This window comes from Legionella pneumophila subsp. fraseri (assembly GCF_000586315.1).
In the GTDB taxonomy this organism is placed as follows: Bacteria; Pseudomonadota; Gammaproteobacteria; order Legionellales; family Legionellaceae; genus Legionella; species Legionella pneumophila_B.
The window spans coordinates 164,463-186,243 of sequence record NZ_KK074228.1 but is presented as its reverse complement, the minus strand read 5'-3'; the positions used below and the strand labels follow the sequence as shown (position 1 = coordinate 186,243).

Below are 21,781 nucleotides of genomic sequence, written 5' to 3'. Positions count from 1 at the left end.
TTAGCTCCTATCGTTTTTGGGGTTGACCTACTTTGGGGAATGAAAGCGCACGGACAAGTTTTCCTTCATGCTGGATACAGCCTCGGTACTTACGCCAGATCGCAAAAACATAATTACCATTTCCAGCCTTTTCATCGTTTATCCCCATATCACTGGTATCATTGAAATTGATGTTACGATTTCTGGGATATACTTCCTGCCAGATGATATTCTTGTTATGTGCATCAAATACCACATTGGATACCACGCAATTAGCACCACAGGCATTGCTGGTACTTTGGGTGATATGAAGGCTGTTTTTGTTGGTAACAATGTCTGCTGCATGAAGCGCTGCAACCATGGATGCTCTAAAGCGTGAAGGATGAGTCACACGCATCAGTCTGGGGATTTCATGCCCCCATACCTGGGTAGTGCTACCTATGTCATGGTTAAACAGCAAATGGGGATGAGTTGCTATATAGACAATTTCAGCCAACTCTGTACGGTCTGATACGGCATCAGCCTCACTTAAATAATAAGGATAGCCAAAACGCGTTTCAGATTTATGTGATAGATAAGGAAAGCGATACAGTCCTGCAGGGCTGCCAATGACATCTACAACTCGCGTGCGTTCTTCATTGATGTGCATGGCACCCGTTTGCCCCGCATCATCACCAAAACCAAGCTCAGAACCAGTCGCTAATTTATAGGTTTTCTGATACAAGGCTTGGCTTGTGGGATTTTCGTAAAGAGCTTTCGCTTCAATCCATGGATTGGTTTCAGGACGATTGGCCACAGTGACAATCAGATCCGGCAAGAATTGCTCCACCGCGGGAACGGCTACCAGCTTAGGTGGTAATTTACCTACCGCCCAGGTACAAGAGCCTATAACTTTATAGTGGCTGTTGGTAAAGAGTTTGCTCAATACTTTGGTTGCAATGCCAAAACTGCTGATGGGATGAGGCGGCTTTATACTCTCTGTTGCATGAAGATTTGTGCTAATCATCATAGAAACAAGCATCATTGCCTTGGCTTTGCTTTTTGTTTTCGAGTTGTTCTGCAATAAGTTCGGCAGCTTTAAGGACATCATGGTCTTTCTCCAGGGCATAACGCTTTGCTTTTTCTGATTTTTCATTCATAAGAAGTGCAAGCAGATAACGAGGTGGAATGACACGAAATAATCCCTGATAACGTGAACCTAACAAGACAGCTTCCGCATATAAGCCTTTTTGTGAGTCAATATCCCTGATTAAGGCTTCCTGTTGCGGGGTTAACTGTTTAAATTGTTTCACGTCACTAATTTCCTTTTCATCCAAGCCTAATAAAATCCAGGTTTCAACCAGAGATAAAATCTTGGTGGCTTTTTCTGAATTCATGTCGGTGACGTTTTGTGTAATTGCGACGAGCCACAATCCGAGTTTTCTTGCGACTTTAGCCACCAGAAGACAACTGGTGACGACTGATGGAATTTGAAATTGCAGATGCGATTCGTCAATAAAGAGAAAGGTAGGTCTGTTATCGTTTTGGGTTGCCTCTGCCATAGCTAGGATTCTAGGCAATAGAGATACCATAACCAAAGCCAACTTTCCGGTATCATCTTTAATTGCTGAAATATCAATATGGAAGATATCAAAATCACCTAATGGTTCTGTAGGTACATTAAAAAAGCGTGATTTGGCGCTGTTAATCACATAGCTGTTTAAGCGGTCGTGCATATCAAGAATTCGGTCTTTCTTGCGGACAACCGTTTCTTTCTCCATACGCCGTTTAAAAGCAGCTACGACATGCTCAGTCAGCATTTGCAGTATGTCATTCTTGAATGAAGTTAAAATGGCATCACTCAAGACCTCGATTAAAAGCGTTTCATCAGCCAGGGTAAATTTTTTTTCCTCTAATTCATTCGCTTCAGTAATCATAGTACGCAAAGCCAAAGCAAGTTCCGCGAGATAAGAACGAGAGCTATCATCACAAGCAAGCTCTTCAGGATTAGCAGGCTGTGCCAAATTTTCTTTTAAATCCACTATCTTTTGCGCAATTAAAGCCGCTTGTTCTACATCCAGATTATCAGTGATTTCAGAAATCGCTTTGTAAGCCTCACAAAATGGGTTTAACGGAACCGCTTCACCTTTTTTATTGCTGAGTAATAACTGTTTGGTATTTTTGCCATGTGCCTTGGCATGAATGAGCATGCGGTCAAAAGAATTACCCATTTCAAAAAGAATGATGCGCGCATTTTTGGTGGCCATAAGAGAATTAATCATCCACCCCGTGGCAACTGATTTCCCACCACCTGAGTTGGCAAATAGTGCCATGTGAGAGTTTTGGCTGATAAAATCGTGATGTAAGACATCAAACAGCACTGGTTCACCCAAACGGTTAAAAAAGGTAAAACAGGGCAAGTGCCTTGCACCCTGATTACGACCATAAACGGGTAGTAGTGCTGCCAATTCTGAGGCATACATCAGTCGATCAAAACGCAAATATTGACGGGCGTAATGAGGGATAAAATTAAACGGCAAGGCATTCAAATAACTGTTCATTGGGTGAAGGTCATAACAGGAAGGAATCAAGGGCATTTTGGCTTCAATAAATAATTCCTTGAGTTCTTTTTCAATGTGTATTGCTTCTTCCTTTGTTTGAGCGCGGTAGAATATGGCCTGATTTACCCAAAACAGGCGATTTCCCATAGACAGTTCATCACGCGCTGTTTTGATATCCTCTCTGACTTGCTGCGGCTTGATACTGGTACCAACAATTCCTTTTTCCAGACGAATCAAATGGGAATCCAATGCTTCATCACTGCCAAAAGTAACCTGAATGGTGTAGGTTGCCCCTTCTGGTAACTTATCCAGCAATGCGTATCGGTGTTTAGGATTGGCCTGTGGTTTTTCACGGGAAAGAAGACCGATTTCAGGGGCTTCTTTTAAGCCATCAACATACAGGATGCGTTGATGAATACCATCGAAGATAAAGCCTTGCTCATCACTTTGGGGTTCATGGAACAAAATGTTCTGACTTAAGCTGTATCCAGCAGGCTTGTTGTCTTTTGGGTAAGGAAAACGAGCCAGGATTTCTTCAGGATTTGAGTTAAACCAGCGCACCCACCATTGGTAGTAATCTTTACCGGTTAGTTTTTTCAGTTGAAGCCCAGGCGATTTTAATTTGCTTTCAATCTGTGCCATGACTTCTTGATGTTCGGAAAGCGCTTCTTCACACGTTATTTGTGCTTGTTGATATAAACGGTAAAACAAAACCCGTACTCGTCTTCGTCTGCCACGGTACGGTGCATCTGTTTTGGGATCAACAAACAAACCATCGGGTCTGGTCATCTTGGAAAACAGATCATCAAGCCGTGACAAATAATCACGGGTAAACTGTGTTTCGACAATTTCTGGAGCGATGCTCTGTTTGATATGATGAAGTACCGGTTTTAAACTGTACTCATCATTCACATACATTTGCATAATCCAAGGATCTTCCTTATGTAAGGGTACAACCGTTGCAAACGTGTCTCTGATTTTGTTAAAAACAGCGTGCAGATGTTCTGGTGAGGCTGCCTCTGCCGGAATGCTGGCCAACTCAAAACCCGAACCAATACTGATACCATCGTTGAGTAAAAAGAAATTGAGTTCGTCATTGAAATCAACAACGGAAAGTTTGTCAGAAAATGAAGGATTATAGTTTTCAAACCTTTTTTTAATGCTTTGCTCTGTAAGTGCTGTATGGTTTTGCTTGCCTACTAGCCAGTCGCTTATTTGATTCAATAGTTGTTTCATTGCGCTCCCCTTAATAACGCTCCGAAGCCAGCGCAAACTGGTTTTGCTTATAAAGGAAAAATCCGGTGGTGTAGCCTGGCTTTAACAACTGTTCATCACCAATAAGTGCTACATGCGGAAACACGTAAATGGGAACTTGTGGATTATCCAGAGGCTTGAACAAGTTTTGAATTTCATTGGATGCCTCTCTTGTATAGCCAGCATAGCTTACCGGTTTAGCCTGCTTTTTACGCACAGACCAGCCAGGCATAGGTTCTCCCAAGCTTTGCTGATAGAGCTGGCTTACAGTTAACCCACCTTCGGGGATAGCTGTGGAGCTAATCGAGTTTGAGGCACAAGAGCTTAATATAAATGCACTACCTAAGACTAAAATCGTGTGCAGTTTGTTGTAAATGACCATGATCCAATACCCTCCCATTGGTTTCTTTATCTAGTTTGATGGTTTGTGTGACATGAAATGAAAGTTGTGTTGGTCTGTATCCGATGGAAGCAGGAACAAAAACCATATCGAAGCTGCCCTGAATCCGTTTTTCGAGCCAATCAGCAGCTTTAACTGTTCCCTGAGACAAGGCACCGCCCAAGGCATAATTACCCATAGATCCAGTTGGTGTACCGGTCGCACCATTGGCATTGGCGGTATAGGTCATTTGCCATTGAGATAGTGCATTACCAAAACCTTTAATACCATCTGAAGCCATGAGCGCCGTTAATACTCTAGGGGCATTGGTAAAATATTGACCTTTGATGCAGGGATTACCAAAAGCGGTGGTGAGATAGCCCAAACTTTCATTATTGACCATCTCGGCAGTTCCCGTCATTTGCTCTTTACCTACGGTGACAAAATGTCCATCATCAAACACAAACAAGGCAGAAGTCACATAGGCACGGACACAACTGATGTTATCAAGGAAAGAACCTACTCCTATGGCATAACCATTCACTTTCATGCCGGAAATATTGGTTGGTAAGGGGATGCCATTGGCTGACATCAAATCACCGCGGTTAATGATGGCTGAAAAAGAGAACAATGGTTGCATTAACTTTCCCTCAACCGGTACTTCTCCAATCAGCGCAGATAGCAAAGTAGTTCGCCCTAGATCAGAACCGGCTGGAATGGTGTAATAGGGAATACTTTTTTTATCTTCATTTTTGGGCTGTGCCGTTTTGGCTTTTTGGGTCAATTCATGGTGTTTTTTCCTGATGCGTTCCCAATAAGCCAGTTCGTTAGGATTATTTTCATGTTTCATTAATAACAAATCGATATCTTTAATGTTTTGTTCTTTGGGTAGATTATTTTCTCCATTGACGGCGTAAGATTGATGTTCCTGTTGGTTATCCTGATTATTCTTAAAATTGGCCAATTCTGCTTTCAGTGTTTCAATTTCTTTGATGACCTCAGGATTATATGAGGCTTGAATATCAGAGCCTTGGAGTTTTAATTGTTTGTTCTCCGATTCAAGGCTTGCCAGTTTCTTTTCTGTTTCTTGTAGTCTTGCTGCGACATCCCGAATGTTGTCATTAAACTGACTCGCAATGGCTTCATTTAAGTTATTCGGATCATTATCTTGCTTTGAGGATTCGCTCTCATGATGATTGCTGTTCATCATAATGAGTGCGACTACTGTAATCACAGCGCCGGTTAATACCTTAAGTCCAGTGTTCTTTTTCATCGCACATACTCCCGACTGGAGGCTAATGCAGTGCCAAAAGGTCTGTCTGATACCAGGAATACGGTGGTGGTATCTTCTTTGCCACGAGGTGCCAACGTATTGGTTGGATAAAAGGTTGCCGTTTGCCAATTGCCAGTCATTTGACGGGGATCAACAATGACTTCCTTGTTAAGAAGATTTTTTAATTCCACCGCAGTCACATAAAAAGCATCGCCATGCCATGAAATGAGAGGTCTTGCCTCAATACTTGCCCCATAAAAAAGACTTACCTGTTTTCGGGTCTGCATGGGAACACGACCTACACCTTCAGGGATAACTAATAATCTTTGTGGTGCATATAATGATTGAATGGCAAAACGGGTGAGCGTTACGGCATTCAAATCCAGAGGGTTGCTTGCTTGTTGCGTGGTATTAGCGGCGTCTTCTTTAGATTCCAATAGAATATCGACCGGCTTAACGTTATGTGTTTTATCATTAACGCTTAAATTTAAAATAATGACCTCACCCTGAGGCATTAACTGCACTAAAAGTCGTTTGTTTTGAAAAATCTCTTTGCTTTTCAGGTACAAAGTATCTTGAACCTTCAAGACGGCAATTTTGTCGGCAGCTTCATTGTCTATAATGCTTACTGCTTGTGGAAAATGCACCAGTCGTTCTTCATTTAAAGGCAATTCAAGCGGAATGGGTGTTTTATCCCACAAGACGTGTTCTGCATTAAGGGCCAATGCGTGCATACTGTTTGCTAAAGCAAGCAAGGTCAGTAACCATTTACCTGTTTTCATGTTGTGTACCTCCTGAATCAGTTGCCAATAAATCTTTAACCAGAATTTCTGGCTGGGTGTAACCATCCAGAGCCAATTGAAAAGGATTTTGAAGACGCGACAGACTTATCTTGACTACACGCACATGGTAGTCCACCACCTTGTCCGCAATGACCATGGGGCTGTCGTCTTTGAGTCTTTGAGTAATGCGTAAAACCATATGGACTTCCCATGTGTTATTACCAAGAGGTTTCACATCATCGTCTTCCATAAAGCGATACAGACTTGCTACTTGTACCCGATTAAAAAGCTGGGCATCTTTGTAGGCGTTTAATGTTTTATCCATTAATGCCTGATGACGTGGCGTGAAATAATAATGAAATCCTGAAAGATTATTGGCAAACTCCGTTTTTCCTCCATTTGACCAGGTGTTCAACGTAGGCAAAAGGGTTGCAACAAAACCTTGCACGTATTCTCTGGAAATTTGGTTTTCCTTGATTAAACCACCATTGGCACTCATTGCAGGAGTTAACCAAAACTCAAAGCGTTTGGGCATGTTGGTAAGCGTTATAATCAGGCCTACCACAATCAGAATGAGGACTGTAACAAAGGCAAGTAACAAGCGATTGATATGATTTAAACTGTCTACTTTTTTCCAATAATGAAACATGGGTTTACCTCACGAGTTTGGATTTTTGCCAGACACCAATATGGTGAAGATAGGGAGAGCGCCTTAATCCCCAGCGCGCTAACAGCAGCATGGTCTTTTTCATCATATAACCATGGGGTTTTCCTGCCTTGATAGATGCTGCATGTTTGGGGCAGAGGGTAATGGATACAATAAAACCCGCGATGAAACCAACACAACCACAAGCCAGTGGATATCCAATAAAAAGACCGGCCAAAGAGAAAAAAACACTAATGATCGGTGTTGTAACAAGTACTATCCAGAATAGTTCTCTCAGGCTTAGCCCTTTATAGGCCTCATAATCATGAGACAGATGGCGTGAGGATGGTTGATTCATAACGCTTCCTAAATCTTGAATTTGGTGATCATGCTGTAACCGACGTAGCCCGCTACAATACTGATGGCAAGATAAGTAATTCCCATGACAGCAAAAGTACCAAAGGCTACCATTGAGCCATCATTTTTCTTTGATTCTTCAATCCCATGCTGAATGGTGGTAATGAATTTGATAAAGCTCATGACTGCTGCGATAAAAAGCAACAAACCTAAACCTTGTCGGACATAGTTACTGGTTACGGTCATCATGCTTTTATTACCATCACTGATATCATCTGCGTTTGATATTTTAGGAAACCAGTTATCCGCAAAAAGTGCGGGCGCATAATTTAAAGTAATCAGCCCCAGACCCATTCGTTGACCCCAAAATTTCATGCTTGCAACCGACTTTTTCATCTCAACTCCCCTTAACGATTAAAATAAGAATGAATAAACAAAACCCCAGCACGATACGGATTAGGCGCGACCCGAGCAGAATGAGAAACCCTTCCTGTTCTTTTTCCGTATTGCCCATAAATTGATTGATGCACCAAATTAGTCCGATAATGACCAGCATGATGGCTACAAACCGGATACAACCTGAATAGGCACTTGCAGCAGTGTCGCCTGCTGCCTGCTTGAAACTTGCTGCAAAAGTTTTAGCAATATCCACTTTGCTCATGATTACTTTCCAACAAAATCAAGCGCTAGAGGCTTAATGGTTTTAGGCTCAATGGCGGGTTTATTGATGTAATCAATCAGCGCATTGCGAATAGTCAACAGGTCTGTACGAAGCCCTGCGTGGGTTTTACCGTCAGAACCTTCAAAATTCTCGATATGCAATTGAATACGGGTATTAGGTTCGATTTCGATCTGTGCTTCATCCAGCAATGGCATAATGGCATTAATTTGATTAATAACCCTGACCAAGGTCTGGTTAAGTGCGTCTTCTTGTGCATAGGTGGCTAGAGGTAGGCTTAATATTAGTACTAACAATAATCGTTTCATGTTTCCTCCTTACAAATATTTTTTGAAGCGGCTTGCGGTGACGGAAACCATAATGCTTAACAACAGGCTCACCGGCACAAAAACAAAAGCGGGGGTTATGCTTACTGGCAAAGCAAGCCATAAGCTCAATAACAGCAAAAGACCACGTTTGAAGTAGCGGTTTAGCTGATGGAATACGTAGGATGATTCACGGCCCAGAGATGCTGTGCGTATGGCGCGTTGATTCAGCCCATCAACAAGCCCTGCGGTAGTCGCCAGCAAAAATAAAGGGATAGCCGAGACAAGAATAACGAACTTGATGAATATGACCTGAGTTGTTAATCCCATAAGTAACCAAACTTGTTTGGCTATGTAAATAAAGTCTTCCGCTATATCATTTAATTCATTTTTTTCGTCAGGAAGCACCTCATTCAGGCCGTTTTTAATTAAGGAATTGGTTTGAACTGCCTTATCGGTCAGTCCTTGTGTGGGCATGTTGCCAAACCAGGACTTCACTTTGTTGGCGATTTTCATACCATTAAACTCTGTGATAACTTGTGTTTGTTTTTGCGAAAGGGTCATGACAGCATGTAATGCCTGATCAAATCCTGAGAAACACCAAAGACTGGATACCCACCCCATAAGAATTAACCAACCAAGCAGGACAAGTAACATGAGACTCATGACTACTCTTTTGGATGGTTTGGGAGTTCCCGTCTTTATTGCCATAATTCCCCCTCATAAAAAGCAAGCGGATAATGACTCTCTTGAAAAATATCCATCAAGTCATCCACATTGGCAGGTAATAAAGATGCTTTGGTCAAACGTTGTAGCGATTGCAATTGTTCGCTGTTGTTGATATTGGCGACAAATCCCAGAGCCTGAGCTTTCTCCAATTTTTTTATATTTTCCTGCAACCATTGACGTGAAACAGCATCATCTCCAATGATGAATACAGGGTTTGAAAAATTAACGAGTGTTAGTTTTCGTCGCTCAACTTTGCCAACCGTAGCTTTACTGGATACAGGCATTCTTGCGTCCAGTTTTTCTTGCAGCTTTAATGAGTCTTCGGTTAATTGTGCTTCACTCTCTTTGATGTACTGTTCCATGTTGATGATTTGCCAGGCATAGCAAGAAGTAATCATCAACAGCCCAAAGATTATGGCGGTTTTTCGCATATTAGAATCTCCCCAAATCAACGATGCTGGAATGACCATTTTTGGATAGTAGCAGTAGAGGCAGCAGCTTTTTGTTTACTTTGAGTGTCTGATAATTTAGCTCGCCATGGTTCAAGCTGATACGGCTGTTGTTTACAAGATGTTGCGGAATTTGATGCTGGTTAGCCCAGATTTGGATTGTTGCATCATCCATATTCAATAACATCAAATGCAATCGGGTATCTGGTGTTTGCTCTATGGCATCAAAGAGCATCATTAGAATGGTTTTTACTGCGTCTTTTTCTTTGATGAAGAAGTAAAGCGTATCGCCTTGACTTAATTGCACCGGTTTATGGGCATAAGGTGAATAGGGTGAAGGATCAAAGTCACCTATCACAGGTACATTGGTAAACAGTCTGTTGTAGGTTTTGTAAAAGGCATTGTTCCAGGCAATGTTTTTCGATACCTTCTGGGCTTCCTGCCTGGCTGCCAGTTCTGCAAAGTGATCACGCTCCACTTCATTTCTGGCATTAAGACCTAAAATATCAATCGGTGTTTGTCTTAACCCTTCATAATAGAATTTGCTTTTGTTTTGCATGAGCAAGACATAGCGTTTTTCTTCATCAATTGTTAATCCCCAAACTTTCGCTTCATGAAGTTGTGCTTCGGTAAGCGTGAGTTTATTGATGTCTTGTTCGGAGGTCAGATCATCTTCATTAACCGCTAATCCAGTTTTTTCCAGCGTTTGATCCTGAATAGCAAGGTGATTCAGGGGTTGTTGGTTTAGCCCGGGAATATTCAGTTCGGCATGTACTATTTCACAGACTAACAAGGGAAGCAGAAAGACTGAATACTTAAACATCAGAGTCTCCTTGCACTACATCCATTTTTACAACAACATGTTCTTTATTGCTGTTTTCCAATTCCATGCGTTGTAGACCAAAATCAATGCTTAACACTATCCAGTCAGCCAGTTTGTCGCTTTTTTCCAGGGGTATGGTTTTAAAGTTGTAGGCCACTGTGGCAACACTGATCTGCTGGATGCTGTCTATGCTGATGACTTTAAACGGTAAGGAAGTAACAGGCAGATATTTGATGGGGTGACGTTTATCATCAAGAGCGGTAACTATTTCATGCAGCGAATCAAGTTTTTGCACTAATTCTGCGCGATTTTCACTAACCAGGTGATTGAGGGTAGTTTCATCTTTACTTTTGAGTTGTTCAATCAATGAAGCCAGTTTATTGAAGTCCTGATTGATTGTGGTTAAATTCACTGCCTCAGCCGGTTTTTTTACTTCCTGATGTAATGCCCCCAACTGAGCCTGAATGGTATCAAGGCGATTGGCAATGACCTCTGAGTCTGTGGGTTTATTCGTTGAATAGTATTTAATGCCAACAATACTGCAAGCTAAAGTCAGACCTAAGCTCGCTACTAATAGGTATTTTAAGGTGGTTGTGCGATTAATCATGATTTACTCTCTGTTTTGATGCCAGGTTTTAATTTGAAATTCACTTGCCGTAGCAGTGGATCTTCAACTAGGAGAAAAGATTGTTGACCAACAAGTATTTCGAGTCCGTCTTTAACGGTTAGAGGCCCAAGATTTCTGTCAATTTGAGGTAACGGTTGGCGCATGACTGCTTGCAGGCTTTCAGGTTGTTTTTCTTTGGATACCAAGATAAAACCTGAAAAACGCAACCACCATGCAATGGCTTGACCTATGCTTTGAATTTCTTGAGGAAAATGGACTTGTTGAACTGCTAGTAAAGGGTTGATTTGTGCTGCCAATGGTTTATTGGCAACAGTAGCGTAGCGATTAACTTGTGTTACATTGGCAGCAAAAGAGTAAAATGCTGCCACACTCAATATGCAAATAAGGGACAGCTGAATCGTTGATCTCATTTTTTCTCCTTGTCATCTGTTTTTTCGGGATTCGCTTGTTTTCTTAAGAAAATTTCTTCTCGATCAACATCAATATGAGGTGGTGCTTTAATGCCCAAAGCAACCACGCCTCTTCGCTGATAGATGACTTGAATTTGGATTTGTCCTTTATCAATTAATATTTGCTCACCCTTGCGTCTTGTTAGTACCAACATAGTTTTTCTCCGATTGATTATTGTTATTTCATGTTTAAGAGTTTTTTTATTTTTTGTAGGTGAGAGTGGGCAACGCTAGGGTCACAGGGTTTGTAGACTTCTCTCTGAAAAAACTGTTTTTTCCTGGCTGAGAGCTGCTTACAACACTCAATAAATTGCGCTAATGCTGGCGGCATTTCACGGTTTTTTAGACACTCATCAATGGCTTGTTCAATCAGCTTTTCATCAAATTCCTGCAGAGCTTTCGACCATTCTTTGCGCGCAAAATCTGAGTAATATTCATTTTTGAATTGACTACGCCAGATGTGTCCATAAAAGGTTGAAAACTTCAAAAAAAGTTTGTTGACTTGCTCAGTGCATTTTCCAGAGTTTTTGGAACTCTGTGTCGCTGAAGCTCGTACTTTCACTTGATTTTGTAATCCTGGCAAGGTGGTCAGATGATTGGTGTGCACGATTTGTTTCATGGATTGCATAGTCATACTCCTTGGCTTTAATAATCGTTGATGTTGTTTCCCAGCATCGTTGTGCTAACCAGTTCGCTGGGTATTTCCAGGCAGGCATCCAAACACCTTCTGAGCGTTTCTGCAGGTCAAATTGAATTTGTTCTGTTAAGCGAGCCATGATTTCCTGGACTAAGGCATGAGAGGGTTTTAGTTTTTTAAACATCTCAAAAGCATTTTCTTTTTCTTTTTTCAGTGGATACAGATCCCAGAACTCTTCAAAGGCTTGAGATAAAGAAATAAAAAAATAATTATTATTATCTTGAGGAGTGGTGGGTTCTGGCTTTTGGAATGTGTCCTGTTCTGATGTGTTTATATTGGATTTCGTTGAATCCATTAGATTTCTTTCTGGTGTATTACTGGCGGTATGCTCAAGCGTTTTTATGGCGGGTTTGTTTTGAACAGATTCATGCCTATCTAATAATAAGCAACGTAAAACCAGCTTTCTCTCCCATGATTGGATTTCAATTAATCCTGCTTTCTCAAGTCCTTTTAATGCACGACGCAATTGATCTTTACTGGGACTGCCGCTTTTAATGCCCGAGTGAGGCTCAATATAAAGTGCTTCACTCATTGACTGATAACTAATACCTCGACGAATACCTACTAATCCTGTTTTGTAATCTACGTAGGGTTTAATGCCGTGAAGGTAAGTCAATTGTTGTAGGTAAGGTAATCCGCTTAGTGCAGAAAGTTCCCTATGGGTGATAATAATAAATTCCATGTCCTGACCTTTTTATCAATGAATAAAATAGTTAAAATAAAACATGATGTGATTTTTAAATAAATTTATGATTAAATATGCTAAGTATTACTATTTTACTAAACACAAAACGTTTTAATTTATTCATAATATAAAACAAATCGTGTTTTAGTCAATGGGTATGTATTATTTTTTTGAAGGATCACAATGGATATCAGAGAACAAATAGGTAATCGCATTACCAAATCCCGCAAAGAGCTGGGTATTACCATTAAGGAATTAGCAGCAAGAACGGTGCAGCTTTCACCAGCAAGAATTAGTAATTGGGAACAAGGAACGCGAAGCCCTGGACCATTAGAAGCCAAATTGCTTGCAGATCAGTTAAGTGTGTCGGCATCCTATTTGTTGTGCTTAACCGATAATCCACAAGGGGAGCTTATCCAGAGTTCTGAAAATAGCCTCCGACATATTCCTATATTGAGCATGAAAGAGGCCCCGCATGCTAGAGAAATTTTAGGGCAACAAGACACATTTGCGTTTGAAAAAACGGTCGTTGTGGATGTTTTTAATCCTTCCATTAAAAGCGCAGAACTATTTGCAGCAGTAGTGGAGGATGGCAGTATGCAACCTGAACTTAATCCGGGTGACATGGTGATTATTGATACTCAATTGCAACCCAATCCAGGTCAATTTGTCTTGGTTTATCTGACACAAAAAAAACTAACAATACTACGCAAATATGGTGAAGCAGATGATTGTTTATTCCAACTATTGCCAAATAGCGAATTATGGGCCACGGTAAGTATCAAGCAAGCCAATGAAGCACAGCTGATTGGTGTTGTTACTGAAATCAGAAAATATTTGCGATAGATGTTTAGGTTATAGCTATGAAAAATCCCATTACCCTATTAACATCATGGATTTCTGAAGAACTGGAAAAAGGAGCACCCAATCCCCAGCACGCTATATTATCTACAACTGGCAAAGATGCTATTCCCCATGGACGTGTTATTGCCATTCGTGAAATCAACGATCAAGGCTTATTATTTTTTACTCAAAGAGGAACCAGAAAAGTTGTCGAGATAACCAACAATCCTATGGTATCGCTCACTTTTTGGTTTGAGTTATTTGAAAGAGAAGTCATGATAGATGGTACTATCAAGGCGTTATCCCAAAGCGAGAGTAAAAGGTACTGGGATACTTATCCAACCTGTGCACAAATCAGATTTCATAGTTACGCACCTACTTCATCGCAAGTGATACCCAATAAACAATTGCTTGAAGATAAAAGAAAAACTTTGATTGGCCAATTTCAAGATAAATCATTACCCATGAGCGAATACTATTGTGGTTTTAGGGTTATTCCTGCACGCATGGTTTTTTATACTTATAGAACCGACGAATTGTCCGACGTGGTAGAATATTGTTTTATAAAAAAAAATTGGGACAGGAGACTGCTTTCTCCTTAACGTTACTGCGTTCTCATGCAGTTTATCTCGTTTTCGAGATAAATAATGACATTGGTGTCTGCATACCAAGGTAATTATTGCAGTTGACGTACGACCTATGAAAGTCAACTGAAAATAATGTGTAAATTTAATGCGCTAGGTAAGAATATTCATATTTGTCTAAACTATAATATAGATTTACTGAGTAAAAATTAAGATGTCAAAATCTATTAAATTAGCTGTAGCCGGTGAAAGCGCAGGGATAGTTGAAGTAGTTATGGAGAATACTTTATCTGAGCTTACAGCAACATTTATTTATACGCCAAATCTTGAGACTCCAACCCCAAAAGAAATGTTATTAGGCTATCGTGATGCATCTGGAAAAGGTCATATGCTTTCCATGACCAAAGAGGAAAATGGTCAATGGACTGCAAAAAGATCTATGGCTCCAAATGAAAGTAGCGATTTTTTTATGCATCCAGATGTGAAGCCTGGAGAATTGACTCAAAAACCGAATATTATCAACAAAATTTCCTTATCAAATGGGAAAATTGTTACTTCTGTGTATGAAAATCCTGATTTGTCCCAGGAAAACAAAGGCAGCATACAAAAACGTGTGCTTAATCCAGAGGGCATTTTAAGTGAGCCAGTGGATGAGCACTATCAATTAAAACCTGGGGAGCAGTTAGTTGAAGTCTATTTTCCAGCAGGATATCAGTCTTCAGAACCTAAAAGGTACAATATTCAAGTGATGCTAGATGGCGACATGCACTTACGGCAGGATGCTTTTGGAAATAGCATGGGTACAAAAGACATCTTAGATAATTTAATTTCTGAAGGAAAAATGGAGCCTGTCATTGCAGTGTTTGTGTCACCTACACAACCTACAATGGAAAAAGGGAATTGGGTATCGATGCCAAGGCTTAAAGAATATGGTTGTGATCCACAAACCGATGAGATGCTTGCTAAAATTCCAGGCGCGCTAAGACAAGCAGGTATCCCAGTTACAAGTGATCCTCAAAAAATAGGGCTATGTGGACAAAGTATGGGTGGTCTTCAAGCTCTGTACACTGCTAAAATGCATCCCGATATTTATGGGCAAGTGATAGCTCAATCTCCAGCTATTTGGTGGGGACCATCATCTTCGCGATTAAATGGTGAAGCGGTAGATGCTCCCGTGCAGTATGAGGATGATCGAACTTGGCGTGCTCCTTTGGCAAATAAAGAAGAGCAGCAATATTTATTGCACATGCTAAAGACTGGTTATGACGAGCTTTCCAAGCGAGAAGTGCCGAAAGGTGACGTCAATATTAAACTACAGGCTGGAACTCATGAAACAGGTGATCGTGGACTAGGTGATGAACCTTTGACCCAAGCAACTATGTTATTAGCCAAAGAGTTACATATTGGATGTAGACTTCATAATGGAGGACATGCTGCAGAGCCTTGGGCAACCGGGCTTGCTGTACTGTTGCCACAGGCACATCCTAGATTAGGTGCCCAGCTTAAGGCTACTGAAGTCGATGAAATGAATGGGGTAACTCGAGAATCAACTCAACAATTAATGACATCAGCGAAAATTCCAGGAGTGGCTATTGCATCATATGGTGATGAGGATCTTTCGACTATGTCAATCGGGAAGACTCAAGGCGGTAAAGAAACTCCTTCAAATCCTGTTGATGCAGAAACAGTGTTTGGCGCTGCCTCACTCAGTAAACCTGTGTTTGCTTATCTGGTTCTAAAACTCATAGAAACTAATAAAGCCGATGAAGCCATACCTGGTTTTGGAAAATTTAATAAATTTAACAGCGAATTTAATTTAAAAACTCCTTTGTATGAAGTGTTTCGAGATGGAAATGGAAAGACATTACCTGATGATGAAAATCCTTTTCTTAAAAAATTTATTCCTGAGCATCGAGAATGGGCAAAAAAGTTAAATGCTGAAATGGTTCTATCTCATAGAACTGGCTTGCATATTGTGGCTAAAGAACCGTTTTCATTTCAGTTCGAGCCGGGTACACATTATGCTTATTCTGGGCCTGGCATTGATTGCTTGCAGGAAGTAATTAAGACTGCTACTGATACCGATTTGGAAACTTTAGCTTGGGCCAACGTATTTGGGCCCCATGCTTTGAACATGCCCCACACCACCTATGGACCTGAGCCTGTAGCTGCAAATAGTTTAAAGACAACAGCGTCAGACTATGCAAAATTTATAACTTCCTGGATCAACGATGACAAATTGAATTATGCATTCAGATCTGTTGAGCCAATCTATTCGATGAAAAAAGACTATTTTCCCCAGTCAGAGGATAAGCTCGTTGAAGAGGTAACGGTGAAAGATATTGATAGGGAACAAGTAACCTGGGGATTGGGCATAGGACTTGTAAAAAATGATCAAGGAGAAGTCATAGGAGCTTATCATACAGGGGATATGAATGAATGGAGGGCAGGATTTGGTGCACAAATAAACCCTGAATCGAGACGCTGCATTTCAACTACAGTTTATTGTGCTAATTCACACAATGGACATATTCTTGCTGAACATGTCCTACCTAAAACGTTAGCACCTGCACTTAATTATTTTTTCCCCAGCTATGGTTTTGCTCGTAACGTGGGTGAGTTAGATGGAACGGATTTCCACGGGATGAATCCCCAAATTCTAAAGCCCGAATTAAGAGAAAAAGCTTATCAGACAAAGGCAGTCACGCACCACTATAAAGAGCAAATACAAAAAACAAAATCAGATGCTCCTCATTATTCACCACCTGATTTATCTACTTCTTCTGAGGCAGAGAATCAACAAAAGCATACGCCGCTTTCAACGATTCCTAAACCACCATGGGAGCAATAACAGCACAAAGAAGCAAGAAGATAATTAGAGACAAAAATAATTTCGGACATAATAATATTGACATTTCCAATTGTTTTACTTTAAAATTAAGCGTTAATTAGAGAAATCATTCCAAGATAGGTTTACAGAGTCATGAAAATTACATCTTAAGTACGCCCAATCTATAGGGCAAAGCGAACAAAGTCATTTTTGACTTTTTTTACTGTCCTAACAGACATGCTTAAGAGTAAATTATGAACCATGAACCGATTCAATTTAAAGACATAAGTCTTATTCATCCTCATAAAACCAGTTTTGAAGCACATCGTTTGCCAAATCATCTAGGCTTCTTTATCTGGCATTTTTTAAAACCGTATCGAGCCACAGTTGTTGTGTTTATCCTGCTTGCCATGTTAGCTGGATTTTGGGGGCCATTTAATAGTTTATTGGTTAAATCCTTCATTAATACTTTGGCCTCGAAGACCAGCATGGATATGTCCTCTCTGTATTGGATAGCCGGATTGTTGGTGTTGAACTTTATCGTTTTTGACAATATAACCTGGCGAACGCTCGGGTTTTTGAACTATAAATATGAAGCGGTCATCAAAAATCAAATTATTAGCCAAACCTTTGAGTATGTGTTGGGATCTTCCCATCAATTTTTTCAGGATAATTTATCTGGACGTATTTCCGATCAAATTACAACACTTGCCGATAATCTGGAAATTATTCTTCATCGGGTGTCTGTGGACTTTATTCGCGGAGCTTCTTTGCTGATTGTTTCATTTATTATGGCATATTACGTCAATGTCCTGTTCTTTTATATTTTGTTACTCTGGTTCATTGCCTTTGCTTCGTTTAGCATTTGGATGTCTAGACGATTGGTCCATTTGTCGGATGATCATGCAAGCAGTGAATCCCAGCTTTCTGGTCAGCTGGTTGATGCTCTAGGTAATCAATCGAATGTCCGTATTTTTTCTCAAAAGACGTATGAAGTAAGCCGGATGAACGGCTATTTTCGATTAGTGCAACAAGCGTTTCAAAGAAAAGAGTTATTTATTGTTTTGTTATGCTGTGCACAAGGCGGCATGATTGCTGTGATGATGGGTTGTGCTGCGTTTACTTTAATCCATTTGTATGGCAAGGGTCTTATTAGCATTGGTGATTTTGCTTTGATTCTCGGGCTCTCCATGGAGTTGGGTCATATGATGTGGTACACCATGTACCAGGTAGATCAATTTAACCAAGCCCTTGGTAAATGTAAGCAGAGTTTGAAGTCCTTAGTCATACCGCATGACATCAAGGATAAAAACAAGGCATCACAATTAGTTGTCACTCATGGCCATATTGAGTTTTCCAAAGTGAAATTTCATTATCAAGGCGCCTATTCTCTTTTTCAAAATAAGTCAGTGACAATTTCCGCAGGTCAAAAAGTAGGTTTGGTGGGCTATTCCGGTAGTGGCAAATCAACCTTTGTGAATCTGATTTTAAGACTTTATGATGTGGTGGATGGTCAAATTCTTATCGATGGTCAAGATATTCAGTCCGTCACTCAAGAGAGTCTTAGGCTAGCCATTGCCATGATTCCACAAGATCCAACGCTCTTTCATCGAAGCCTAATGGATAACATACGCTATGGCAGGACAAATGCTACGGATGAAGAAGTGATTGCAGCGGCACAAAAAGCACACGCTCATGAATTCATTAGCCTTTTGCCAGAAGGCTATGAAGCCCTGGTGGGGGAACGTGGGGTTAAGCTTTCGGGCGGTCAGCGTCAACGCATTGCGATTGCCCGAGCCATATTAAAAAATGCTCCGATTTTAATGCTGGATGAGGCGACCTCCCAACTGGATTCCATAACAGAAGCGAATATTCAAGATAGTCTCTGGGAGTTGATGCAAGGAAAAACAACCCTCGTTATTGCTCATCGCTTGTCTACTCTTCTGCATATGGATCGAATTTTAGTATTTGATAAAGGGCATATTATTGAAGATGGCACGCACAGCGAATTGCTCAAGGAAGGTGGTTTGTATAAAACCTTATGGGATGCCCAGGTGGGTGACTTTTTGCCAGATAAACAGAATGAAGAGAGTGGGGAATCACTAGAGAATGGAGTGGTTGATGAATAAATTACATCCTAAGTTTTCGACAGAGAATCGTTTATTGACTGAGCTCCTATCTGGATTGCAATCGATTTTAAAAGAAAATTTGCTTGGCGTTTATGTGTATGGTTCCTTTGTTTGGGGTGACTTTGATGAAACGACTAGCGACATTGATGTCTTTGTGGCATTGAACCAAGAAATAACTCCACAAGAATTTGAAGCTCTGGATAACTTACATAATGAGCTCGTTAAACATTTTCCAGTTTGGAATGACCGGATTGAAGTAGCTTATGCTTCTTATAAGATGTTGCAACATTTTAAAACAGACATTGGTAAGATTGCTGTCATTAGTCCGGGCGAGCCGTTTAACATCAAAAATGCTGGTACGGATTGGCTCATTAATTACTATTTGCTGCAAAACAAAAGCTTAATTCTTTATGGTCCAAAGCTTGAGTCAATTATTGCCTCTGTCTCAAACAGTGAGTTTGTAGCACATGTCAAAAAACAAGCTATTGCGTGGCAAGAATGGGTTGTCCATACAAAGAAGTCTCTAGGGTATCAATATTATGCCGTATTAACCCTATGCAGAGCTATGTATGTTATCTACCACCATGAACAGGGTTCTAAATTACACGCAGGAACTTGGGCTACAACCCAATTTCCAAAATGGCAAGTTTTGATTCAAAGAGCACTGACAAAAGCTGGGCTAAGTGATGCGGGCCATGACGTTATTAAAGAAACGTATCAAGAAGTCACTGCATTTGTTGATGAAATGATTCAGCATATTCAGGATGGAGAACAAATCATGTCAAGCAAACAAGAACAACGACTCATCGAAGTGGTGCCTTATGATGCCGGTTGGCCTATGCAGTTCGTGCAGGAAGCTGAAGTGATTAAAAAAGCATTAGGTGATAATTGCATTGAGATTCATCACATTGGTTCAACATCCGTTGCAGGCTTGAGAGCAAAACCGGTAATCGATATGCTTCCTGTTGTTTTGGATATTACCAAGGTAGATAGTTCTAATGCTTCCATGCGGGCACTTGGCTATGAAGCAAAGGGCGAATATGGTATGCCTTTTCGCCGCTACTTCCAAAAAGGAGGCAATCAAAGAACGCATCAGGCTCATGTTTTTGAGCTCGGAAATCCTGAAATCGAACGGCATTTAAAATTTCGGGACTGGATGAGAACCCACCCAGAGGATAGAGATGCTTATGCTTGTTTAAAACAGGATTTGGCACTCCAATATCCTGATGACATCACTGCTTATTGCTTGGGTAAAGAAGACTTTATTGCAACAATTGATAAAAAAGCAGGTTTTAATGGGTTAAGGATAGTTAAGACATTAACAATGCGCGAATGGAATACGGCACGCCACTTGAGACAATTTTATTTTTTTGACAAAGCAGGACTTTCTGATCCTTATACTTGGACTTTTGAGCATGATGCTCATGTTCATTTTGTTCTATATCAAGGGAGCGAAATAATTGGTTATGCTCATCTGCAATTATGGCCCAAAGAGCGAGCTGCCCTGCGTATCATTGTTATTGATGAGTTCAAAAGAAACCATCAATACGGTAGCCAATTTTTGGCATTATGTGAAAAATGGCTCAAGAATCAGGGATATCAAAGTTTGCATGTCGAGTCGTCACCTGATGCGCTAAAGTTTTATAGAAATAATGGTTATATCGATATGCCATTTGATGATCCAGATGGCTATGAAAGTGATTCTAGGGACACTGCTGTGGGGAAAATACTATGATCCAAATAGAAAAAATAACGGGGGAATTAGCTCAATCGTTGTGTCGAAAAATAACAGCGGATTTACCTGAATACTTTGGTTTACCAGAAGCAAACGAGCACTATGCTGAAGGAGTGAAAGCACGTACCAGTTTTGCAGCGAAAAAGAATGATAATTATCTGGGCCTTATTTCTATTGATTTTCCTTACCCTAATAATGCCAATATTTATTGGATGGCCGTTTTACGTGATTTCCAAGGTCAAGGTGTTGGACATCAATTGATTGAAGTTGCCTGTCATTTTGCAAAACAAAGTAGCGCAAAGACGATAACCGTTGAAACTCTGAGCCCATCAGAGTCGGATGAAAACTATCTAAAGACTTATCATTTTTATCAATCCGTCGGATTTTCACCTCTAATCAATTTAAAACCGCAGGGTTATGAGTGGACCATGGTTTATATGGAAAAAAATCTTGATATAACGAATTCAGTTCTAGGTGTTAAGAATATATCCATAAAGGCATTGGATAAATCTGATATTCCAGCAATTGTTGATGCTTTTCAGAAAGTCAATTGGTTAAAACCAGCGTCTCTGTTTGAGGCCTATTATCAGGAACAACAAAAGTCAGAACGTTTCATTTGGTTGGCCTATAGCAATGATCAATTAGCAGGATACATAACACTTAAATGGATATCTCAATACAAACCATTTGCTAATAGAAACATACCAGAAATCATGGACTTAAACGTGCTTCCTTCTTTTCGCAAGTGCGGTATAGGGGGACGTCTGCTTCAGGTAGCAGAAAAGAAGGCTGCCACTCAATCTAATGTTGTTGGTATTGGAGTTGGTTTATACGGGGGGTCTGATGGGGGATATGGCTCTGCACAAAGACTTTATGTGCGCTCAGGTTACCTACCTGATGGTCTTGGTGCTACCTATAACTATGAATCAGCAGTTCCTGGCAATATCTACCCACTGGATGATGATTTAATTCTGTGGTTTACAAAGAAATTGCAATGAGAGGTGAG

23 protein-coding genes are annotated in these 21,781 nt (G+C 40.5%); 6 read left to right on the top strand and 17 right to left on the bottom strand.

All coding sequences use genetic code 11. The features are described from left to right. Positions 1–7: 7 nt before the first annotated feature. The 17 genes from CC34_RS0115385 to CC34_RS0115300 all read right to left on the bottom strand — a co-directional run bounded on the left by CC34_RS0115385 (position 8) and on the right by CC34_RS0115300 (position 12,651). A complete protein-coding gene (locus CC34_RS0115385) occupies positions 8–1,003 on the bottom strand; it encodes a TIGR03756 family integrating conjugative element protein (RefSeq protein WP_028379709.1) in 996 nt (331 codons plus the stop codon). Further along, complete coding sequence (locus CC34_RS0115380) at positions 978–3,755, bottom strand: conjugative transfer ATPase (RefSeq protein WP_032833182.1); 2,778 nt, start codon at positions 3,753–3,755, stop codon at positions 978–980. The genes CC34_RS0115385 and CC34_RS0115380 overlap by 26 nt, the downstream gene beginning before the upstream one ends. A gap of 10 nt (positions 3,756–3,765) precedes the next feature. Beyond that, on the bottom strand, positions 3,766–4,155 hold the full coding sequence (locus CC34_RS0115375; RefSeq protein WP_028379707.1) for a TIGR03751 family conjugal transfer lipoprotein: 390 nt from the start codon (positions 4,153–4,155) through the stop codon (positions 3,766–3,768). Further along, positions 4,112–5,425, bottom strand: a complete 1,314-nt coding sequence (locus CC34_RS0115370; RefSeq protein WP_028379706.1) for a TIGR03752 family integrating conjugative element protein — start codon at positions 5,423–5,425, stop codon at positions 4,112–4,114. Before CC34_RS0115370 ends, CC34_RS0115375 begins: the two co-directional genes overlap by 44 nt. Next, positions 5,422–6,207, bottom strand: coding sequence for a TIGR03749 family integrating conjugative element protein (locus tag CC34_RS0115365; RefSeq protein ID WP_028379705.1), 786 nt, complete (start codon positions 6,205–6,207; stop codon positions 5,422–5,424). Before CC34_RS0115365 ends, CC34_RS0115370 begins: the two co-directional genes overlap by 4 nt. Next, the gene (locus tag CC34_RS0115360; protein WP_028379704.1) at positions 6,194–6,856 is read right to left on the bottom strand and encodes a DUF2895 family protein; all 663 of its coding nucleotides are present in this window, start codon (positions 6,854–6,856) and stop codon (positions 6,194–6,196) included. The genes CC34_RS0115365 and CC34_RS0115360 overlap by 14 nt, the downstream gene beginning before the upstream one ends. Positions 6,857–6,860: 4 nt before the next feature. Continuing rightward, on the bottom strand, positions 6,861–7,211 hold the full coding sequence (locus tag CC34_RS0115355; protein WP_028379703.1) for a TIGR03750 family conjugal transfer protein: 351 nt from the start codon (positions 7,209–7,211) through the stop codon (positions 6,861–6,863). Positions 7,212–7,219: 8 nt separating this feature from the next. Further along, a complete protein-coding gene (locus CC34_RS0115350) occupies positions 7,220–7,606 on the bottom strand; it encodes a hypothetical protein (RefSeq protein ID WP_181443363.1) in 387 nt (128 codons plus the stop codon). 1 nt (position 7,607) lies between these two features. Then, on the bottom strand, positions 7,608–7,871 hold the full coding sequence (locus tag CC34_RS0115345) for a hypothetical protein (protein WP_028379701.1): 264 nt from the start codon (positions 7,869–7,871) through the stop codon (positions 7,608–7,610). Positions 7,872–7,873: 2 nt separating this feature from the next. After that, positions 7,874–8,197 (bottom strand): hypothetical protein, encoded by a 324-nt coding sequence (locus tag CC34_RS0115340; protein ID WP_028379700.1) that lies wholly within the window; start codon positions 8,195–8,197, stop codon positions 7,874–7,876. A 9-nt stretch (positions 8,198–8,206) separates the two neighbouring features. Beyond that, positions 8,207–8,905, bottom strand: a complete 699-nt coding sequence (locus CC34_RS0115335) for a TIGR03747 family integrating conjugative element membrane protein (protein ID WP_028379699.1) — start codon at positions 8,903–8,905, stop codon at positions 8,207–8,209. After that, on the bottom strand, positions 8,896–9,354 hold the full coding sequence (locus CC34_RS0115330) for an integrating conjugative element protein (protein ID WP_028379698.1): 459 nt from the start codon (positions 9,352–9,354) through the stop codon (positions 8,896–8,898). Before CC34_RS0115330 ends, CC34_RS0115335 begins: the two co-directional genes overlap by 10 nt. A gap of 1 nt (position 9,355) precedes the next feature. Beyond that, positions 9,356–10,195 (bottom strand): TIGR03759 family integrating conjugative element protein, encoded by an 840-nt coding sequence (locus CC34_RS0115325; protein WP_028379697.1) that lies wholly within the window; start codon positions 10,193–10,195, stop codon positions 9,356–9,358. After that, positions 10,188–10,802: a hypothetical protein gene (locus CC34_RS0115320; RefSeq protein ID WP_028379696.1), complete on the bottom strand. Its 615-nt coding sequence runs from the start codon at positions 10,800–10,802 to the stop codon at positions 10,188–10,190. The genes CC34_RS0115325 and CC34_RS0115320 overlap by 8 nt, the downstream gene beginning before the upstream one ends. Beyond that, on the bottom strand, positions 10,799–11,233 hold the full coding sequence (gene pilL2, locus CC34_RS0115315; protein WP_028379695.1) for a PFGI-1 class ICE element type IV pilus protein PilL2: 435 nt from the start codon (positions 11,231–11,233) through the stop codon (positions 10,799–10,801). The genes CC34_RS0115320 and pilL2 overlap by 4 nt, the downstream gene beginning before the upstream one ends. Further along, on the bottom strand, positions 11,230–11,427 hold the full coding sequence (locus CC34_RS0115310) for a carbon storage regulator (protein ID WP_028379694.1): 198 nt from the start codon (positions 11,425–11,427) through the stop codon (positions 11,230–11,232). Before CC34_RS0115310 ends, pilL2 begins: the two co-directional genes overlap by 4 nt. A gap of 351 nt (positions 11,428–11,778) precedes the next feature. Next, the gene (locus CC34_RS0115300; protein WP_028379692.1) at positions 11,779–12,651 is read right to left on the bottom strand and encodes an LvrA C-terminal domain-related protein; all 873 of its coding nucleotides are present in this window, start codon (positions 12,649–12,651) and stop codon (positions 11,779–11,781) included. Between the two features lie 186 nt (positions 12,652–12,837). Here CC34_RS0115300 and CC34_RS0115295 point away from each other — a divergent pair, with 186 nt between their 5' ends. From CC34_RS0115295 to CC34_RS0115265, 6 genes are all read left to right on the top strand, one after another. Further along, complete coding sequence (locus tag CC34_RS0115295) at positions 12,838–13,500, top strand: helix-turn-helix domain-containing protein (protein WP_028379691.1); 663 nt, start codon at positions 12,838–12,840, stop codon at positions 13,498–13,500. A gap of 11 nt (positions 13,501–13,511) precedes the next feature. Continuing rightward, a complete protein-coding gene (locus CC34_RS0115290; protein WP_028379690.1) occupies positions 13,512–14,099 on the top strand; it encodes a pyridoxine/pyridoxamine 5'-phosphate oxidase in 588 nt (195 codons plus the stop codon). Between the two features lie 196 nt (positions 14,100–14,295). Then, complete coding sequence (locus tag CC34_RS1000000116785) at positions 14,296–16,932, top strand: serine hydrolase (protein ID WP_050598244.1); 2,637 nt, start codon at positions 14,296–14,298, stop codon at positions 16,930–16,932. Between the two features lie 233 nt (positions 16,933–17,165). Next, a complete protein-coding gene (locus tag CC34_RS0115280) occupies positions 17,166–19,040 on the top strand; it encodes an ABC transporter ATP-binding protein (protein ID WP_080274265.1) in 1,875 nt (624 codons plus the stop codon). Further along, complete coding sequence (locus CC34_RS1000000117650) at positions 19,033–20,775, top strand: GNAT family N-acetyltransferase (RefSeq protein ID WP_231957896.1); 1,743 nt, start codon at positions 19,033–19,035, stop codon at positions 20,773–20,775. Before CC34_RS0115280 ends, CC34_RS1000000117650 begins: the two co-directional genes overlap by 8 nt. Beyond that, a complete protein-coding gene (locus CC34_RS0115265) occupies positions 20,772–21,773 on the top strand; it encodes a GNAT family N-acetyltransferase (protein WP_028379688.1) in 1,002 nt (333 codons plus the stop codon). The genes CC34_RS1000000117650 and CC34_RS0115265 overlap by 4 nt, the downstream gene beginning before the upstream one ends. Positions 21,774–21,781: the final 8 nt, after the last annotated feature.

Bases quoted from the DNA above. Each gene is read 5' to 3' on its own strand.
- CC34_RS0115360 (WP_028379704.1), bottom strand. From the start codon at position 6,856: ATGTTTCATTATTGGAAAAAAGTAGACAGTTTAAATCATATCAATCGC.
- CC34_RS0115280 (WP_080274265.1), top strand. From the start codon at position 17,166: ATGAACCATGAACCGATTCAATTTAAAGACATAAGTCTTATTCATCCT.
- CC34_RS0115335 (WP_028379699.1), bottom strand. From the start codon at position 8,905: ATGGCAATAAAGACGGGAACTCCCAAACCATCCAAAAGAGTAGTCATG.
- CC34_RS0115325 (WP_028379697.1), bottom strand. From the start codon at position 10,195: ATGTTTAAGTATTCAGTCTTTCTGCTTCCCTTGTTAGTCTGTGAAATA.
- pilL2 (WP_028379695.1), bottom strand. From the start codon at position 11,233: ATGAGATCAACGATTCAGCTGTCCCTTATTTGCATATTGAGTGTGGCA.
- CC34_RS0115370 (WP_028379706.1), bottom strand. From the start codon at position 5,425: ATGAAAAAGAACACTGGACTTAAGGTATTAACCGGCGCTGTGATTACA.
- CC34_RS0115355 (WP_028379703.1), bottom strand. From the start codon at position 7,211: ATGAATCAACCATCCTCACGCCATCTGTCTCATGATTATGAGGCCTAT.
- CC34_RS0115385 (WP_028379709.1), bottom strand. From the start codon at position 1,003: ATGATGCTTGTTTCTATGATGATTAGCACAAATCTTCATGCAACAGAG.
- CC34_RS0115365 (WP_028379705.1), bottom strand. From the start codon at position 6,207: ATGAAAACAGGTAAATGGTTACTGACCTTGCTTGCTTTAGCAAACAGT.
- CC34_RS0115265 (WP_028379688.1), top strand. From the start codon at position 20,772: ATGATCCAAATAGAAAAAATAACGGGGGAATTAGCTCAATCGTTGTGT.
- CC34_RS0115340 (WP_028379700.1), bottom strand. From the start codon at position 8,197: ATGAAACGATTATTGTTAGTACTAATATTAAGCCTACCTCTAGCCACC.
- CC34_RS0115310 (WP_028379694.1), bottom strand. From the start codon at position 11,427: ATGTTGGTACTAACAAGACGCAAGGGTGAGCAAATATTAATTGATAAA.
- CC34_RS0115375 (WP_028379707.1), bottom strand. From the start codon at position 4,155: ATGGTCATTTACAACAAACTGCACACGATTTTAGTCTTAGGTAGTGCA.
- CC34_RS0115320 (WP_028379696.1), bottom strand. From the start codon at position 10,802: ATGATTAATCGCACAACCACCTTAAAATACCTATTAGTAGCGAGCTTA.
- CC34_RS0115345 (WP_028379701.1), bottom strand. From the start codon at position 7,871: ATGAGCAAAGTGGATATTGCTAAAACTTTTGCAGCAAGTTTCAAGCAG.
- CC34_RS0115380 (WP_032833182.1), bottom strand. From the start codon at position 3,755: ATGAAACAACTATTGAATCAAATAAGCGACTGGCTAGTAGGCAAGCAA.
- CC34_RS1000000117650 (WP_231957896.1), top strand. From the start codon at position 19,033: ATGAATAAATTACATCCTAAGTTTTCGACAGAGAATCGTTTATTGACT.
- CC34_RS0115300 (WP_028379692.1), bottom strand. From the start codon at position 12,651: ATGGAATTTATTATTATCACCCATAGGGAACTTTCTGCACTAAGCGGA.
- CC34_RS0115350 (WP_181443363.1), bottom strand. From the start codon at position 7,606: ATGAAAAAGTCGGTTGCAAGCATGAAATTTTGGGGTCAACGAATGGGT.
- CC34_RS1000000116785 (WP_050598244.1), top strand. From the start codon at position 14,296: ATGTCAAAATCTATTAAATTAGCTGTAGCCGGTGAAAGCGCAGGGATA.
- CC34_RS0115330 (WP_028379698.1), bottom strand. From the start codon at position 9,354: ATGCGAAAAACCGCCATAATCTTTGGGCTGTTGATGATTACTTCTTGC.
- CC34_RS0115295 (WP_028379691.1), top strand. From the start codon at position 12,838: ATGGATATCAGAGAACAAATAGGTAATCGCATTACCAAATCCCGCAAA.